Source organism: Streptomyces sp. NPDC034099, from assembly GCF_055575415.1.
Genome location: NZ_JBVISR010000015.1, coordinates 169,338 through 186,650, shown reverse-complemented (window position 1 = coordinate 186,650; position 17,313 = coordinate 169,338). Strand labels below are relative to the sequence as shown.

At 70.9% G+C, this 17,313-nt stretch carries 12 protein-coding genes; 9 read left to right on the top strand and 3 right to left on the bottom strand.

The features are described from left to right. Positions 1-39 precede the first annotated feature (39 nt). The 6 genes from ACZ56V_RS33400 (at position 40) to ACZ56V_RS33375 (ending at position 9,808) form a co-directional block, all read left to right on the top strand. The gene (locus ACZ56V_RS33400; RefSeq protein WP_198601439.1) at positions 40-804 is read left to right on the top strand and encodes a TIGR03089 family protein; all 765 of its coding nucleotides are present in this window, start codon (positions 40-42) and stop codon (positions 802-804) included. Between the two features lie 321 nt (positions 805-1,125). Continuing rightward, a complete protein-coding gene (locus ACZ56V_RS33395; RefSeq protein WP_398915770.1) occupies positions 1,126-2,316 on the top strand; it encodes an LCP family protein in 1,191 nt (396 codons plus the stop codon). Between the two features lie 266 nt (positions 2,317-2,582). Then, a complete protein-coding gene (locus ACZ56V_RS33390) occupies positions 2,583-4,286 on the top strand; it encodes an LCP family protein (protein WP_467384889.1) in 1,704 nt (567 codons plus the stop codon). 167 nt (positions 4,287-4,453) lie between these two features. Further along, positions 4,454-6,166 (top strand): LCP family protein, encoded by a 1,713-nt coding sequence (locus tag ACZ56V_RS33385; RefSeq protein WP_398915766.1) that lies wholly within the window; start codon positions 4,454-4,456, stop codon positions 6,164-6,166. Positions 6,167-6,383: 217 nt separating this feature from the next. After that, positions 6,384-8,075 (top strand): LCP family protein, encoded by a 1,692-nt coding sequence (locus ACZ56V_RS33380; protein ID WP_468947375.1) that lies wholly within the window; start codon positions 6,384-6,386, stop codon positions 8,073-8,075. A 77-nt stretch (positions 8,076-8,152) separates the two neighbouring features. Then, positions 8,153-9,808: an LCP family protein gene (locus ACZ56V_RS33375; protein ID WP_468947373.1), complete on the top strand. Its 1,656-nt coding sequence runs from the start codon at positions 8,153-8,155 to the stop codon at positions 9,806-9,808. Between the two features lie 9 nt (positions 9,809-9,817). Here the strand turns inward: ACZ56V_RS33375 and ACZ56V_RS33370 are convergent, their stop codons facing one another. Next, positions 9,818-10,864 (bottom strand): glycosyltransferase family 2 protein, encoded by a 1,047-nt coding sequence (locus tag ACZ56V_RS33370; protein WP_398915759.1) that lies wholly within the window; start codon positions 10,862-10,864, stop codon positions 9,818-9,820. A gap of 152 nt (positions 10,865-11,016) precedes the next feature. On the opposite strand from ACZ56V_RS33370, the gene ACZ56V_RS33365 reads away from it, so the two are divergent. After that, complete coding sequence (locus ACZ56V_RS33365; RefSeq protein ID WP_467384881.1) at positions 11,017-12,528, top strand: LCP family protein; 1,512 nt, start codon at positions 11,017-11,019, stop codon at positions 12,526-12,528. A 30-nt stretch (positions 12,529-12,558) separates the two neighbouring features. On the opposite strand, the gene ACZ56V_RS33360 is transcribed toward ACZ56V_RS33365, so the two are convergent. Continuing rightward, positions 12,559-13,836: an LCP family protein gene (locus ACZ56V_RS33360; RefSeq protein WP_468947371.1), complete on the bottom strand. Its 1,278-nt coding sequence runs from the start codon at positions 13,834-13,836 to the stop codon at positions 12,559-12,561. Positions 13,837-13,956: 120 nt separating this feature from the next. On the opposite strand from ACZ56V_RS33360, the gene ACZ56V_RS33355 reads away from it, so the two are divergent. After that, on the top strand, positions 13,957-14,523 hold the full coding sequence (locus tag ACZ56V_RS33355) for an acyl-CoA thioesterase (RefSeq protein WP_356359067.1): 567 nt from the start codon (positions 13,957-13,959) through the stop codon (positions 14,521-14,523). A gap of 33 nt (positions 14,524-14,556) precedes the next feature. Here ACZ56V_RS33355 and ACZ56V_RS33350 read toward each other — a convergent pair whose 3' ends face one another. Continuing rightward, positions 14,557-15,714, bottom strand: coding sequence for an acyl-CoA dehydrogenase (locus ACZ56V_RS33350; protein ID WP_356359069.1), 1,158 nt, complete (start codon positions 15,712-15,714; stop codon positions 14,557-14,559). Positions 15,715-15,895: 181 nt separating this feature from the next. On the opposite strand from ACZ56V_RS33350, the gene ACZ56V_RS33345 reads away from it, so the two are divergent. Next, positions 15,896-17,239, top strand: a complete 1,344-nt coding sequence (locus tag ACZ56V_RS33345; protein ID WP_468947369.1) for a UDP-glucose dehydrogenase family protein — start codon at positions 15,896-15,898, stop codon at positions 17,237-17,239. The last annotated feature ends 74 nt before the right edge of the window (positions 17,240-17,313 follow it).

The following is a 17,313-nucleotide window of genomic DNA, read 5'->3' as shown; positions in this document are numbered from 1 at the left end:
GCTCGGTGCCCGTTGCCCGGCCCGCGTACGCTTGCGCGGGTGAACGCGACCGACCGCACCCCTGCCGACCTGCTGAGTTCCGCGCTCGCCGCGGACCCGGGACGCCCCCTGGTGACCTTCTACGACGACGCCACGGGCGAACGCGTCGAACTGTCCGTGGCCACCTTCGCCAATTGGGTGGCCAAGACCGCGAACCTCCTCCAGGACGAACTGTCCGTCGAACCCGGCGACCGGGTGGCGCTGCTGCTGCCCGCGCACTGGCAGACGGCCGTGTGGCTGCTGGCGTGCGCCTCGGTGGGTGTCGTCGCCGACGTGGCGGGCGATCCGGGGGCGGCGGACGTGGTCGTGAGCGGGCCCGAGCCGGAGTCGCTGGAGGCGGCGCGGGCGTGCTCGGGCGCGCGGATCGCGCTGGCGTTGCGACCGCTGGGGGGCCGGTTCGCGCCGGCGCCGCCGGAGGGCTTCGCCGATTACGCGGTGGAGGTGCCGGGTCAGGGGGACCGGTTCGTGCCGTACGTGCCGGTGGACCCGGAGGCACCGGCGCTGATCGTGGCCGGGCGGGAGTTCAGCGGGGCGGAGGTCGTGGAGCGGGCTCGGGCGGAGGCGTCGGGGCTGGGGCTCACGGGGCCGGGGGCGCGGATCCTGTCGGGGCTGCCGTACGACACGTGGGAAGGGCTGAGCGCGGGGTTGTACGGGCCGCTGGCGAGTGGGGGGTCGGTGGTGTTGTGCCGGCACCTGGAGCTGGCAGGGGCGGGTGTGGTGGATCAGCGGATCGAGGCGGAGCGGGTTTCGGCGACGGCGCGGTGAGTTTCTGCCGGGTGGGTGGTGAACCGGCGTTGAGGTGACGCCGGCGAGTTGACCGGTGCCGGGCCTGTGCTCGGCGTCGGTCTCGGCGCGAGGTGGGGGCGCAGCCCCGCGCTGACCCGTGCTCGGTGTCGGTGTGGGCGCGGGGTGGGGTGCGCGGCCCGGCGCTGGCGGGGTGCCGCCTGCGCCCACCCGTGCCGCCCTGAGCGGCACGAATGCCCGCAGCCTGCGGGGGGCGCCCCTCGTTCGGCCTACGTCCGTTCCGTCTTCCACCCCCGCTCGGGGCATGGTCGTACCAGCGCGTGGGTGTGGACGGAGGCAGGCGTGGGTGATGACGCGGGTACGGCGGCCTCCCGCGGGGACCCGGGGGACGGGGCGTCCGCGAGCGGGGCCGGGCTGAAGCGGCGGCGGCGCAGGCGGCGGCTGGGGATCGCCGGGATCGTGGTCGTCGTGCTGGCCGGGGGCGCGGTGGGCGTCGGGTGGGCGGTGTACGCCAAGCTGAACGGCAACATCACGTCGGACGAGGCGGCCGCGGCCGAACTCGCCCGGTACGAGAAGGAGCGGCCCACCGCGCTGGTGCGCGGCGCGCAGAACGTACTGCTGATCGGGTCGGACTCGCGGGCCGGGGACGGCAACGCGCGCTACGGGCGGGATTCCGGGACCGAGCGGTCGGACACCACGATCCTGCTGCACCTGGCCGCGGGCCGGGACAGCGTCACCGCCGTCTCCCTCCCCCGCGACCTGATGGTGCACGTCCCCGGCTGTCACCGCCCGGACGGGTCCCTCACCGAACCGGCGCTCCAGCAGTTCAACTACGCCTTCGCGGCGGGCGGTTCGGCATGTTCGATCCGTACGGTGGAGAAGCTGACCGGCATCCGCGTCGACCACCACGTGGTCGTCGACTTCGCGGGCTTCAAGGAGATGGTGGACGCGCTCGACGGTGTCGAGGTGTGCCTGCGGAAACCGGTCGACGACAAGGACGCCAAGCTGAAACTGCCCGCGGGTCGGGTGACGCTCGACGGGGAGCAGGCGCTCGGGTACGTCCGGGCCCGCAAGTCGCTCGGCGACGGCAGCGACACCGACCGGATGGACCGGCAGCAGCGCTTTCTGGGCGCGCTCGTGAACAAGGTGCAGAGCAATGACGTGCTGCTGAATCCGGTGAAGCTGTATCCCGTTCTGGACGCCGCCACGTCGTCCCTCACCACGGACCCGGGCCTGGCGAATCTGCGCGGTTTGTACGACCTGGTGCGCGGGCTGCGCGGGATTCCCACCGAACGCGTGCAATTCCTGACCGTCCCGCGGGAGTCGTACGCGGCCGACGCCAATCGGGACCAGCTCGTGCAGCCCGACGCCGAGAAGCTGTTCACCCGCCTGCGGACGGACGAGCCGGTGACGATCACGGCTTCCCGGCAGGACTCGACGGGCGGTACGGCGCATTCCGGCGAACCCGATGACGCCGATTCCCCGGCGCCGACGTTCAGCGGGAACACGGCAGACGAGAACATCTGCGAGTAAAGCGCACTCCAAGAAGGGGCAACCCCGGGTGCAAGAAGGCATGCACGTGCGGACAATTGTCCGATAAATGCGCCGTATTGCCCAGTTGTAAAGGTCGTGGAATGCGTCACTGCCGTCGCCCCGCGCCCGACGGGACGGTTAATGTGAGCGATCCGGTGTGCCCGGCCGCGGAGTTCTGCCCTGGCCACGCACTGAACTGACGTGAGCGAGACCGGGCGCCCGGAGGGGAGGGCGCCGCGTGGCCCCGACGGAGGATTCGGACAACCGTGGACGCGCAAGGCCGTGGGCGGGCGGAGGACATCGACCCCGCAGACCAGTGGGTGCTCAATCCGGACACCGGCGACTACGAACTGCGACTGCCCCCTTCCGCACCGCAGTCACCGATCCCGGCCCCCCGCCGGGCCTCGCCGGCACCGGCCGCCCCCGAGGTCCCCGCGCCCCGCAGGCGCCGTGCGGCGCCGGAGGAGCCGCCGCCGGGACGGCGCGGTCGCCGGCGGCCGGCGAAGAAGAAGTCGCGGGGCAGGAAGATCCTGCTGTGGACCGGCGGGACGATGGCGTTCGTCATCCTCGCCGCCGGCACCGCCGGATACCTCTACCTGCAGCACCTCAACGACAACATCGACTCCCTCCCCGACGACGGCGCGAGCACCGGTGGCTTCCAGAAGGACCAGGCCATCAACATCCTGCTGATCGGCACCGACAAGCGCACCGGCTCCGGCAACGACGGCTACGGCGACAAGGGCAGTGCCGGCCACGCCGACACCACGATCCTGCTGCACGTCTCCAAGGACCGCTCCAACGCCACCGCCCTGAGCATCCCCCGCGACCTGATCGTCGACGTCCCCGACTGCCCGACCACGCAGGAGGACGGGAGTACCAAGGTCATCCCGGGCTCCACCGGCGTCCGCTTCAACACCAGCCTCGGCCAGGGCGGCCGTACGCCCAGCTGCACCATGCGGACCGTCACCGAGCTGACCGGCGTCAAGCCCGACAACTTCATGGTGGCCGACTTCAACGCGGTCAAGACGCTGACCTCGGCGGTCGGCGGCGTCGAGGTCTGTCTGGCGAAGGACATCGACGACCCGGACTCGCACCTGAACCTGCCCGCGGGCAAGCACACCGTCGAGGGCGAGCAGGCCCTCGCCTTCGTCCGCACCCGGCACTCCGTCGGCTTCGGCGGCGACCTGAGCCGCATCGAGATCCAGCAGCAGTTCCTCAGCTCGCTGATGCGCAAGCTGAAGTCCAACGACACGCTCACCAGCCCGACGAAGATGGTGAAGCTGGCCGAGGCGGGCACCGAGGCGCTGACCGTCGACGCCAAGCTGGACAGCATCGGCAAGCTGAAGGACCTCGGTCTGGAGCTGGGCAAGCTCAACACCAAGAACCTGACCTTCGCCACCGTGCCGGTGAAGGACAACCCGGCCGAGAAGACCCCGGTGACCGTCGTCCTCAAGGACGGGCCCGCCCAGCAGGTCTTCGACATGGTCAAGAACGACGTCTCCTTCACCGAGGTCAAGAAGAAGGAGAAGGAGAAGCAGAAGAAGGAGGACGCCGCGGTCGCCGCCCGCCTGGAGGGCGAGAAGTCCGAGCCCGGCGAGATCCGCGTCCGCCTCCTCAACGGCGGCGCCTCGTCCGGCAGCGCGGGGCGGGAGCTGACCTACCTCCAGAACGAGGCGGGCGTCACCAAATCCGAGAACGCGGGCAACGCCCCCGCCGAACTCGCCAGGACCACCCTGGAGTACGCCCCCGACCAGGCCGACCAGGCCCGCGCCCTCGCCGAGATCCTCGGCCTGTCCGGCGCCGCCATGAAACCCGGCGAGAGCGTCACCAACTCCCAGGGCCTGCCCACCATGACCCTCACCCTCGGCAAGGACTTCAAGGGCGCCGGAGTCAAGCTCGACGCCACCTCCGCGAAGGCACCGGAGGACCTCCAGAAGTCCACGGCGGACAAGGTCGAGTGCGCGAAGTGACCTGAGGGGCCCCACGACCGTCTGACAGTACGACAGTCCATCGGTCAACCGGTCCAACCGCGAACAAACCACCGGGCGTCGTACAGCCAACGCGCCGCTTCGTACGTCCAACTGTGCGAACAGGTCGCGTGCGGGAGCACGTTCGCGGGCCCGAGGGTGGGAGAGGCATGACGCAGAGCAGTGTGCGCGGGGAGGGAACGCGACCCGACACGGTCCGGCACGCCCGCGGCCGGCGAGCCGGACGCGGCGGACGTGAAGAGGGCGGCACCGGCGGGCAGGGCGGCTCGGGCGGCCACGGGGGCGGCGACGGCAGACGCTCCGGGCGGCGGCGCGCCGGCGGGCGCCGGCACCGGGCGCTGAGGTGGTCCGCGACGACCCTCGCGGTGCTGATACTCGGCACGGCCGGCGCCGGATACCTCTACTACCAGCACCTGAACGGCAACATCGACAAGGGCGAGCGCAGCAGCGGCGACTCCAAGGCGCACAAGGCCGAGCCGAACGCGGCCGGACAGACGCCCCTGAACATCCTGCTGCTCGGCTCCGACAGCCGCGCCTCCGACGCCAACGTGGCGCTGGGCGGCGGCAAGGACCACCGCGACAACCCGCCGCTGGCCGACGTGCAGATGCTGATCCACCTGGCCGCCGACCGCAAGAGCGCCGCGGTGGTGAGCATCCCCCGGGACACCCGGGTCGACATCCCGGCCTGCAAGGACCCCGACACCGGGAAGCAGTTCCCGGCGACCAACGACATCATCAACACGTCGCTGGCCCGCGGCGGCGCCGGCTGCACCCTGGCCGCCTGGGAGAACCTCACTGGGGTCTACATCGACCACTGGATGACGATCGACTTCGCGGGCGTGGTCTCGATGGCGGACGCCATCGGCGGGGTCGAGGTGTGCGTGAACCAGAACGTGTGGGACCGCCCGCTGCCCGGCGTGCCCGGCGGCTCCGGCCTGAAGATGACCGCCGGCCGGAAGAAGGTCCAGGGCGAGCAGGCGCTGCAGTGGCTGCGCACCCGGCACGCCTGGGGCAGCGACCCGCTGCGGGCCCGGGCCCAGCACATGTACATGAACTCGATGATCCGCACGCTGAAGAGCCAGAACGTCTTCACGGACGCGGGCCGGCTGATGGACCTGGCCGAGGCCGCCACGAAGTCGCTGACGGTCTCCGAGGAGATCGGCACCGTCAAGAAGCTGTACGACCTGGGCACGCAGCTCAAGACGGTGCCCACGGACCGCATCACCATGACGACGATCCCCACGGTCGAGGACCCCGAGGACCGGAACCACCTGCTTCCCGCCCCCGACGCCGACAAGATGTGGGCGATGCTCCGCGACGACGTGTCCTTCGACGACAAGGGCACGAAGGAGAAGAAGGGCACGGGCAAGGGCGACGGCGGGGACGCCGCCGGGGACGGCGCCGCCGGGCAGGACGACGCCGGGCAGCCCTCCGACGAGCCCGCCGCCGACGCCGAGATCGGTGTCCGCGTGCAGAACGCCACCCGCTCGGCCACTCTCGGCCCGGTCACCGGCCGGGCCGGTGCGATCGCCGGGTCGCTGGTGGAGAAGGGCTTCGCCAAGGCGACCACGGACACCTCGGCGGCGCATTCCGAGGAGCGGACCGTGGTGCGTTACCCGAGCGACGAGCTGGCGGGCGACGCACGGCGCGTGGCCGAGGCGATGGGGATTCCGGCGAACTCGGTGCGCAAGTCCGCGGACGTGTCCGGGATCACTCTCGTCGTGGGAGCTGACTGGCGCGAGGGCACGTCCTATCCGAAGCAGAAGACGCCCGAGGCCGGAGACCTGCCGGAGACGAGCGACGCCATCAACGGCTCGGACACCAGCAAGTGCATGGACGTCTACAAGCCGTATCGATGGTAGGAGTTCACGAAAATAGGAGGGAATGGGGCGGGAATGCCCTGTTGTAGGGGTGACGATCGTGACACCAGTGTCGTTCGACGCGGAACCGGGCGGATAGTGTGAGCGCTCCAGTGCCCCCTGCCGCGAGGTCCGCCCTGGCGTCGTGCACTTGTTGACTCTTTACCGTGCACCTTCAGGGGAAGGTGCCGCGTGGCCCCCGACGGAGGATTGGGAGACCGTGGACGCGCAAGGACGTGGGCGGGCAGACGACGTGGATCCCGCAGACCAGTGGGTGCTGAATCCGCAGACCGGTGAATACGAACTGCGACTGTCCCCCTCCGCACCGGAGTCGTCCGTCCCCGGACCTCGCACGGCGGGGCGCCGTACGGCCGCTCCCGGGCGCGAGGTGCCGCCCCAGCGGCGGCGCCGTCCGGAGCCCGGGGCGCCGGTGCCCGGGCGGCGCGGACGCCGGCCGGAGAAGAAGAAGTCCCGGGGCAAGCGGGTCCTGCTGTGGACCGGCGGGAGCATGGCCTTCGTCGTCCTCGTGGCCGGTGCGGGCGGCTATCTCTACCTCAAGCACCTCGAGGGCAACGTCTCGACGACGGACGTCGGCACCGCCGGAAGCAGCAGCTTCAAGAAGGACGAGGCCTTCAACATCCTCATCATCGGCACCGACAAGCGCACCGGTGAGGGCAACGAGGGCTACGGCGACAAGGGCAGCGTCGGGCACGCGGACACCAACATCCTGCTGCACGTCTCCGAGGACCGCTCCAACGCCACCGCGCTCAGCATCCCGCGCGACCTGATCGTCGACATCCCGGACTGCGAGACCACGCAGGAGGACGGGACGAAGAAGGTCATCCCCGGCTCCCCGGGCGTCCGCTTCAACCAGAGCCTCGGCGACCTCGGCCGGGACGCGGGCTGCACGATGCGCACGGTGGCGGAGACGACCGGCATCAAGCCCGACCACTTCATGATGGCCGACTTCAACGCGGTCAAGACGCTGACCTCGGCGGTCGGCGGCGTGGACGTGTGCGTGGAGCACGCCGTGGACGACCCGAAGTCCCACCTCAAGCTGCCCGCGGGCGAGTCCACGGTCAAGGGCGAGCAGGCCCTGGCCTTCGTCCGCACCCGGCACGCCTTCGGCAACGAGGGCGACCTGGACCGCATCAAGGTGCAGCAGCAGTTCCTCGGCTCGCTCATGCGGAAGATGTCCTCCAGCGACACCCTCACCAGCCCCACCAAGCTGGTGAAGCTCGCCGAGGCCGCGACGAAGGCCCTCACCGTGGACAGCGCCATCGGCAAGGTGGGCACGCTCAAGGACATGGCCCTGGAGCTGAAGAAGGTGCCGCCGAAGAACATCACGTTCACCACGGTGCCGGTGATCGACAACCCGGCCGAGAAGGTCAAGGCGACGGTGGTGGTGAACGAGTCGAAGGGCCCCCAGGTCTTCGACATGATCAGGAACGACATCTCCTTCACCGAGGTCAAGCAGAAGCAGAAGAAGGAGAAGGCCGCCGTCGCCGCCCGGCTCAAGGGCGAGAAGTCCGAGCCCGGCGAGGTCCGCGTCCGGGTCATGAACGGCGGCGCCCCCACCGGCAGCGCCCAGCAGGAACTCGCCTACCTCCAGACCCAGGCCGGGGTCGCCAAGTCCGAGAACGCGGGCAACGCCCCCGCCGAACTCGCCAGGACCACCCTGGAGTACGCCCCCGACCAGGCCGACCAGGCCCGCGCCCTCGCCGAGATCCTCGGCCTGTCCGGCGCCGCCATGAAACCCGGCGAGAGCGTCACCAACTCCCAGGGCCTGCCCACCATGACCCTCACCCTCGGCAAGGACTTCAAGGGCGCCGGAGTCAAGCTCGACGCCAAGTCCATCGAGACGCCGGACCTGGACAAGTCCACGGCCGACCAGAAGCAGTGCGCCAGTTGACCTGAGGGGCCTGTCGTACGTCTCACAGGACGGCGACGGGCCCACGCGGTGGCCCGGGGGCGGGGAGGGACGCGGAAGTGACGCGGAGCAGTGTGCAGGGGGAGGACACGGACGAGGGCGCGACAGACGCCCCCGATCGTGAGGAGGCCGTCCGGGGGGACGGCGACAACGGTGTCGAGGACGCCAGGAGCAACACGAGGGACGACGGCGGCAGCGACGACGGCGAGCCCGAGGGCCCCCGCCCGACGCGGCGCCGCCGCCGGGTCCTGCGCTGGACCGCGGCGGTGCTCGCCGTGGTCCTGGCCGGCACGGCCGGGGCGGGTTACCTCTACTACGAGCACCTCAACGACAACATCAAGCAGGACGTCCTGAACCTGGGCGACAGCAAGGTCGCCGCGCCGACGCCGAACGCGGCCGGGCAGACCCCGCTGAACATCCTCGTCATCGGCTCGGACGCCCGGGACAGCGAGGAGAACCAGCAACTGGGCGGCGCCCGCGAGACGTTCGGCTCCACGCCGCTGGCGGACGTGCAGATGCTGGTGCACCTGTCCGCCGACCGCAGCAACATGTCGGTGGTCAGCATGCCGCGCGACACGCTGCTGGAGATACCCAAGTGCACCGACCCGGACGACGGCGAGGTCCACCCGGCGAGCGAGGGCAGGGTGATGACCAACCAGAGCCTCGGTCACGGCGGTCCCGGCTGCACCGTGGCCACCTGGCAGGAGCTGACCGGCATCCACATCGACCACTTCGTGATGGTCGACTTCGCGGGCGTGGTCTCGATGGCGGACGCCGTCGGCGGCGTCCCGGTCTGTGTGGACGCCAACATCCACTCGCGCGACGGCTCGGGCCACGGTTCCGGTCTGAAGCTGGCCAAGGGCACCCACCCGGTCAAGGGCGAGCAGGCACTGCAGTGGCTGCGCACCCGGTACGGCTTCGAGGACGGCAGCGACCTCGCGCGGGCCAAGGCCCAGCACATGTACCTGAACTCGATGGTGCGGGTGCTGCGCGAGAACGCGACCCTGAGCAGCCCGAACAAGCTGCGCAGGCTCGCCGAGGAGGCCACCGCGGCGCTCACCGTCGACCCGGGCCTGGACTCCGTCAAGAAGCTGTACGACCTCAGCAACGAGCTGCGCGGGGTGAAGCCCGAGCGCATCACCATGACCACGATGCCCAACCGGTACGTGGGCGCCCGCGTCGAGCCGACCGAGGACGCGGAGCGGCTGTTCCGGCTGGTGCGCGAGGACATCGCCCTCGACGGCAAGGACGCGAAGAAGAAGCCCGACACGGAGCCGGAGCCCCCGGCCGACCCGGCCGCGCCCGACGACGAGATCGCGGTGCAGGTCCGCAACGGCACCCGCACGGACGCACTGGGCACGGCCCCCGGACGCGCGAACACGGTCACCGGGCTCCTGGTGGACCGCGGCTTCACGAAGGCCGTCGCGGACCCGTCGGTGCTGCCCAGCGAGGACCGTACGGTGGTCCGCTACCCGAGCGCCGACCTGGAGGGCGACGCCCGGCGCGTCGCCAAGTCCCTGGGAATCCCGGCGAGTTCGGTGAAGCGGTCGACGGACGTCTCCGGCGTGACCCTCGTCGTGGGCGCCGACTGGCGCGAGGGCTCGGCGTACAGGACGCCCGAGAGCGACGACAGCATCCCCGATTCGGCCGAGGCCCTCAACGGCGCGGACGACAGCGCCTGCATGCACGTGAACCCGGCGTTCACCTGGTCCTGACGGACGGCGTCACCGAGCGGCGGCGGCGTCCGGGTCCGGCCGGACCGCCGGGCGCCGCGAGGCGATGACCTTCCTGGCCAGCGACTTGGGACTGGTCAGGAAGCCCCAGCCCCAGGACATGTGCATGGTCGCCAGCGCCACCGGGATCCACGCCCGCGCCTTCAGCCCGAGCCCCTTGCCGGCGGGCAGCGAGCCGGCCACGATCGCCGCGAGGTAGCCGCCGGGCACGACGAAGCCCCACGGGGTCAGCGCGGCACCCACCACGACACCGGCGGCGATGGCGCACACGGCGGTCGGCGGGGCGAGGTAGCGCAGGTTGATGGAGCCGGAGTGGTAGCGCGCGACGACGTGCCGCCAGCGGCCGTAGTCCTTGTACTGCTTGGCCAGCGCCCGCATGCTCGGCCGGGGGCGGTAGGACACCCGCAGCTCGGGTGAGAACCAGATCAGGCCGCCGGCCTCGCGGATGCGGAAGTTCAGCTCCCAGTCCTGGGCGCGGATGAACTCCTCGTTGTACCCGCCCAGCCGCTCCAGCGCCTCGCGGCGGAACACGCCGAGGTAGACGGTCTCGGCGGGCGCGGCCTGTCCGCCCGTGTGGAAGGCGGCGTTGCCCACGCCGATCTTCGACGTCATCGCGGCGGCGACGGCGTCTTCCCAGGCGTTCTCGCCCTCGGCGTGCATGATGCCGCCGACGTTCTGCGCGCCGGTCTCCTCGAGGAGCCGTACGGCCGTGGCGATGTAGTCCGGCGAGAGCATGCCGTGGCCGTCGACGCGGACGACGACCGGATGGCGGGAGGCCTTGATCGCGGCGTTCAGCGCGGCGGGCGTACGGCCGGTGGGGTTCGGCACGGTGTGGACACGGGGGTCCTCGGCGACGAGTTCGGCGGCGATCTCCTCCGTGCGGTCCGTGGAGGGACCGACGGCGATCACGACCTCCATCTCACCGGCGTACTCCTGGGCGAGGATGGCGCGGACGGCGCCGCGCAGATGCCGCTCCTCGTTCAGGACGGGCATGATCACGGAAACGGCGGGCGGCCGCACGTCGGACTTGGCGTTCATCGGTGCTCACGTTACCGCGAACGGGGGACACGGGTGCGCGCCGCAGGGGTCGCAGCCCCGGGCAGCAGATCGTATGGGCCTACGGTGCTCACGAATCCCACGTCCGGCCTCACGGTGCACGCCCAGGGCCCCGTCCCCGCGGAGGTGTCCCCTTGCCCACGCCGCCCCGCTCGTCCCGGGTCCCGGCCTCGACCACCCGGGGCGGACCTCCGCCGCAGCGCGGTGGCCCCCGCCCGCCCGGGCGTCCGCCCAGGCCCCCCGTACGGCGGAAGAAGCCGCGCTGGGCCATGCGGGCGGTGACCGCGCTGTCGGTGGTGGTGCTGGCCTCCGCCGGGATCGGGCACGCGGTGCTCTCCGGTCTGGACTCGGACATCTCGCGGTTCGACGCGTTCAAGGACATGAAGAACCGGCCGCGGGCGGGCGACGGCATGAACGTCCTGATGGTCGGCACCGACGGCCGGGACGAGATCACCGAGGAGGAGCGGCGCAAGTACCGGCTGGGCGGCGCCCCCTGCCACTGCACCGACACCATCATGATCGTGCACATCTCGGAGGACCGGGAGCGCGCGAGCGTGGTCAGCCTGCCGCGCGACTCGTACGCCGTCACGCCCGGCCACACCGACCGCACCACCGGCGAGCACCACAAGGGGCACCCGCTCAAGCTGAACGCGGCCTACGCCGAGGGCGGCCCGCAGCTGACGATCCGCACCGTGGAGAACATGACCCGCGTGAAGATCGACCACTATCTGGAGGTCGACTTCACCAGCTTCATGAAGACGGTGGACGTCCTCGGCGGGGTGAAGATCTGCACGGTCCAGCCGCTCAAGGACAGCTACACCGGGCTCGACCTGCCGGCCGGCACCCACACCCTGATGGGCGGGCAGGCGCTGCAGTACGTGCGGGCCCGCCACCTCGACGGCGCCTCGGACCTGAGCCGGATGAAGCGCCAGCAGCGCTTCCTGGCCGCCCTGATCGACCGGGCCACCTCCTCGGGGCTCCTGCTGAACCCGCTGAAGTTCCGCGACATCACCCGGGCCGTGCTCGGCTCGGTCCGGGCCGACCAGGGCTTCGGCACCGACGAGCTGCTGACGCTCGGGCGGGCGATGCGGAACTTCTCGCCGTCGTCCTCCGAGTTCACCACCGTGCCGATCGGGCAGATGGGCTACGCCGTCAAGGGCGTCGGTTCGACCCTGAAGTGGGACCCGGCGAAGTCGGAGCGGCTCTTCGACGCCCTGCGCGAGGACAAGCCGCTGGCCGCGCCCAAGCCGAAGCCGAAGGGGCCGCCGCCGGTGCGGGTCCCGGTGGACCCGAAGCAGATCCGCGTCCAGGTGGAGAACGGCACCCGCACCCCCGGGCTCGGCAAGCGGGTGGACGACGCGCTGGCCTCGACCGGGTTCCGCACCACCAAGGCACCGAGGAACGCCAGGGACCGGGCGGTCGAGCGGACCGTCGTCGCCTACGACCCGCGCTGGGACCAGTCGGCGAAGTCGCTGGCCGCGGCCCTGCCCGGCAGCGAGCTGAAGCCGGTCAAGGGTCAGGGCGCGACGCTGAAGGTGATCGCGGGCGCCGATTTCAAGAAGGTGGCGAAGGTGCGGCCGGCCGACCCGCCGCAGGAGTCGGGCACGGTGGTGCGGGGCGACGAGGTGGTCTGCGGCAAGGAGTGAGGCGCGCCGGGTCCACCGGCGCGCGCCCGCTCAGTTCCCGGAGACGGTGACCTTCTCGTCGTTCTTCAGCTCCTCGACGAGCTTCTTCACCTTGGCGTCGTCCCACTTCAGGTTGCCGCCGACGCTGCCCGAGATCGGCATGTTCATCGAGGTGCCCTCGCCGCCGCTGACGCTCTTCATCGCCCAGAACATGCTCGCCAGGTCGAACAGGCCCATGTCCTTGTCGACGATGAGGGAGTCCAGACCGGCGCCCATGGTCGGGTAGAGCTTGAACGGGTTGAGGACCGTCGACGGGGTGGCCACCTGGCTCGCCAGCGCGGACAGGAACTTCTGCTGGTTCTTGGTGCGGTCCAGGTCGGAACCGGCCAGCGCGTACCGGGTGCGGACGAAGGCGAGGGCCTCCTCGCCGTTCAGGGTCTGCTTGCCCTTCGTGAAGTCGGCCCCGGACTTCTTGTCCTTGATGTCCTGCGGGATGTCCATCTCCACGCCGCCGACCGCGTCCACGATGTTCGCGAAGCCGGCGAAGCCGATCTCCACGTAGTGGTCCAGGCGCAGCCCGGTGTTGTGCTCGATGGTGCGCACCAGCAGCTCGGGGCCGTCCTCGGCGTAGGCGGCGTTCAGCTTGGTGTGCCGGCCGGTGCCCGGGTACTTCTTGCCGGACTCGGAGCCGACGAAGCTCGGGATCTCCACGTCCGAGTCGCGGGGCAGGGAGATCAGCGTCGACCCGTTGTCCCCGGTGTGCAGGATCATCATCGAGTCGGTGCGCTTGCCCTCGGCGGAGCCGGTGTGGAGGTCCTTCTTCTGGTCGGCGGTCATGCCCTCGCGGCTGTCGGAACCGACGATCAGGTAGTTGGTGCCCTCGCCCGCCCCGGGCCGCTCGATGACCTTGGACAGGTCGACCTCGCGGTTGAGCTTGGAGTCGGCCCAGAAGTAGGTGCCGACGGTGGTGACGACCAGCACGGTCACCACCGTGATCGCGGTCCACTTGATCCGGCGGCGCCAGTCCGGCGCGGGCCGGTCCCGGACCTGGCGGCCGGGGCCCTGGCCGCCGCCACCGCCGCCGTAGACCTGGCCGGTGTTGTAGCCGCTGTCGTACCCGTCGCCGTGTCCCTGGCCGTCGGTGTACGACGGCTGCTGGGGCACCCCGGCGCCGTACGGCGGGGCCGACGAGCCCGGTCCGGGCGGCGGCGTCGCGCCACGGCGGACCTGACGCATCACACGTGCGCTCTCGGGCCGCGCGCTCGCGCTGCCGCGTCCGTATCCGCTGCCGCGGTTGTCACCGGACCATCCCTCGGGCCAATCATTCATGCGCACCAGTGTGCAGGCCCGCACTGCGGGGGTTACAAGGTATGTCGGAAAATCAGGGCAGTGCTGTTGCGAACCCGACACAAAAACACGCCGGTGTAGCCCCGGCATAAGGTGGAGGGCATGACAGACCAGGCAGAACAGGCCTCGGCCGCGCAGCAGGCGCTCCCGGAGATCCCGGGCAAGCCGACCTCGGCCTCCCGCACCACCCTCAGCCACATCATGACGCACGGCGACACCAACCTCCTGGGTACAGTGCACGGCGGTGTGATCATGAAGCTCGTCGACGACGCGGCGGGCGCCGTGGCCGGACGGCACTCCGGCGGGCCCGCCGTCACCGCGTCCATGGACGAGATGGCGTTCCTCGAACCGGTCCGCGTCGGCGACCTCGTCCATGTGAAGGCACAGGTCAACTGGACCGGCCGGAGTTCCATGGAGGTGGGCGTCAGGGTCATGGCGGAGCGCTGGAACGAGTCCACGCCCGCCACCCAGGTCGGCTCGGCCTATCTGGTCTTCGCCGCCGTGGACGCGGACGGCAAGCCCCGCACGGTGCCGCCGGTGCTGCCCGAGACCGAGAAGGACAAGCGCCGCTACCAGGAGGCCCAGATCCGCCGCACCCACCGCCTGGCCCGACGCCGCGCGATCATGGAACTGCGCGAGCGACGGGTGGCGGAGGGGTACGCGGACTGATTCCTCCCGGGCGCCGCGGCGCGCGGGTGCCGGTTACGGCAGGTTGCGCGCCATGACGATCCGCTGGACCTGGTTGGTGCCCTCGTAGATCTGCGTGATCTTGGCGTCGCGCATCATGCGCTCCACCGGGTAGTCACGGGTGTAGCCGTAGCCGCCGAGCAGCTGGACCGCGTCGGTGGTGACCTCCATGGCCACGTCGGAGGCGAAGCACTTGGCGGCGGCGCCCTGGAAGGTGAGGTCGCCGTCACCGCGCTCCGACTTCGCGGCCGCGGCGTACGTCAGCTGCCGGGCGGCCTCGATCTTCATGGCCATGTCGGCGAGCATGAACTGGATGCCCTGGAAGTCGGCGATCGGCTTGCCGAACTGCTTGCGCTCCTTGACATAGCCCTTGGCGTAGTCGAGGGCGCCCTGGGCGATGCCGAGGGCCTGGGCGGCGATGGTGATGCGGGTGTGGTCCAGCGTCTTCATCGCGGTGGCGAAGCCGGTGCCCTCCGCGCCGATCATGCGGTCGGCGGGGATGCGGACGTTGTCGAGGTAGACCTCGCGGGTCGGCGAGCCCTTGATGCCGAGCTTCTTCTCCGGAGCGCCGAAGGACACGCCCTCGTCGGACTTCTCCACGACGAAGGCGGAGATGCCCTTGGAGCGCTTGCTCGGGTCGGTGACGGCCATCACCGTGTAGTACTCGCTGACGCCGGCGTTGGTGATCCAGCGCTTGACGCCGTTGAGCACCCAGAAGTCGCCGTCGCGGACGGCCTTGGTCTTCATGCCGGCCGCGTCGGAGCCCGCGTCGGGCTCGGAGAGGCAGTAGGAGAACATGCCGTCGCCCTTGGCGAGCGGGGTCATGTACTTCTTCTTCAGCTCCTCGGAGCCGGAGAGGATCACCGGGAGCGAGCCGAGCTTGTTCACGGCCGGGATGAGGGAGGAGGAGGCGCAGACGCGGGCCACCTCCTCGATCACGACGACCGTGGCGAGCGCGTCGGCGCCCGCGCCGCCGTACTCCTCGGGGACGTGGACCGCGTGCAGGTCGTTCGCGGTCAGGGCGTCCAGGGCCTCCTGCGGGAAGCGGGCCTCCTCGTCCACCGCGGCGGCGTACGGCGCGATCTTCGCCTCGGCCAGCGAGCGGACGGCGTCCCGGAGCATGTCGTGCTCCTCGGACGGGCGGTACAGGTCGAAGTCAGCCGATCCGGCCAAGGTGTCTCACGCTCCAAAACGCTGTGCTGCTGGGCACGCTAACTACCGTTAAGTAACCCAAATTTTAGAGCCCCGGCCGTGCCGGTGGATAGGTGAGCTTGACGACAGCCGACCGAAGGGCCCGTGCCGCGTCCCGGATATGCTCGGGCGCGCAACCGTGCCGTACACCTCTGGAGCACCCATGGCCCTGAAGATCACCGTGATCGGTACCGGCTATCTCGGCGCCACCCACGCGGCGGCCATGGCCGAACTCGGTTTCGAGGTGCTGGGTCTCGACGTGGTGCCCGAGAAGATCGAGACGCTCCAGCGGGGCGAGGTCCCGATGTACGAGCCGGGTCTTCAGGAGCTGTTGCGCAAGCACGTCGCCGGCATCGAGGGCTCCAGCGGGCGGCTGCGCTTCACCACCGACTTCGCCGATGTCGCGGCCTTCGGCGACGTGCACTTCCTGTGCGTGAACACCCCGCAGAAGCACGGCGAGTACGCCTGCGACATGTCGTACGTCGACGCCGCGCTGGCCTCGCTGGCGCCGCACCTGACCGGCCCGGCGCTGGTCGTCGGCAAGTCGACCGTGCCGGTGGGCTCCGCCGACCGGCTGGCCGCCTACCTGGCCGAGCACGCGCCGGCGGGCCACGAGGCCGAGCTGGCCTGGAACCCGGAGTTCCTGCGCGAGGGCTTCGCCGTCCAGGACACCCTGCACCCCGACCGGCTGGTGGTCGGCGTGCGCAGCGAGCGGGCCGAGAAGCTGCTGCGCGAGGTGTACGCGACGCCGATCGCGGAGGGCTCGCCGTTCGTCGTCACGGACTTCCCGACGGCCGAGCTGGTGAAGACCGCCGCGAACTCCTTCCTCGCCACCAAGATCTCCTTCATCAACGCGATGGCGGAGGTATGCGAGGCGGCCGGTGGCGACGTCGCCAAGCTGGCGGAGGCGATCGGGTACGACGACCGGATCGGCAAGAAGTTCCTGCGGGCCGGGATCGGCTTCGGCGGCGGCTGTCTGCCCAAGGACATCCGCGCCTTCATGGCCCGCGCCGGTGAGCTGGGCGCCGACCAGGCGCTGACCTTCCTGCGCGAGATCGACTCCATCAACATGCGCCAGCGCGGCCAGATGGTGGAGCTGACCCGGCAGGCGCTGGGCGGCGGCCCCTTCCTCGGCAAGCGGATCGCGGTGCTCGGCGCCACCTTCAAGCCCGACTCGGACGACGTCCGCGACTCCCCCGCGCTGAACGTCGCCGGGCAGGTCCACCTCCAGGGCGCCCAGGTGACGGTGTACGACCCCAAGGGCATGGAGAACGCCCGGCGGCTCTTCCCGACCCTCGGCTACGCCGACTCGGCGCTGGAGGCGGTGCGGGGCGCGGACGTGGTCCTGCACCTCACCGAGTGGCGGGAGTTCCGTGAGCTGGACCCGGAGGCGCTCGGCGAGGCCGCGGCGGCCCGGGTGATCCTGGACGGGCGCAATGCCCTGGACCCGACGCTCTGGCGGAAGGCCGGCTGGACGTACCGGGCGATGGGCCGCCCGACGGCCTGACGGCTGCCGGAGGCCCGTGAAGGCGACGCCGGTTCGGCCGAGGCTCAGTCGGCCGAACCGGCGTCGTCCGCATT

What these genes read in the sequence shown, in the direction of transcription:
- ACZ56V_RS33360 (WP_468947371.1), bottom strand. Translation starts at nt 13,836, where the DNA reads ATGAATGATTGGCCCGAGGGATGGTCCGGTGACAACCGCGGCAGCGGA.
- ACZ56V_RS33385 (WP_398915766.1), top strand. Translation starts at nt 4,454, where the DNA reads ATGACGCAGAGCAGTGTGCGCGGGGAGGGAACGCGACCCGACACGGTC.
- ACZ56V_RS33345 (WP_468947369.1), top strand. Translation starts at nt 15,896, where the DNA reads ATGGCCCTGAAGATCACCGTGATCGGTACCGGCTATCTCGGCGCCACC.
- ACZ56V_RS33355 (WP_356359067.1), top strand. Translation starts at nt 13,957, where the DNA reads ATGACAGACCAGGCAGAACAGGCCTCGGCCGCGCAGCAGGCGCTCCCG.
- ACZ56V_RS33370 (WP_398915759.1), bottom strand. Translation starts at nt 10,864, where the DNA reads ATGAACGCCAAGTCCGACGTGCGGCCGCCCGCCGTTTCCGTGATCATG.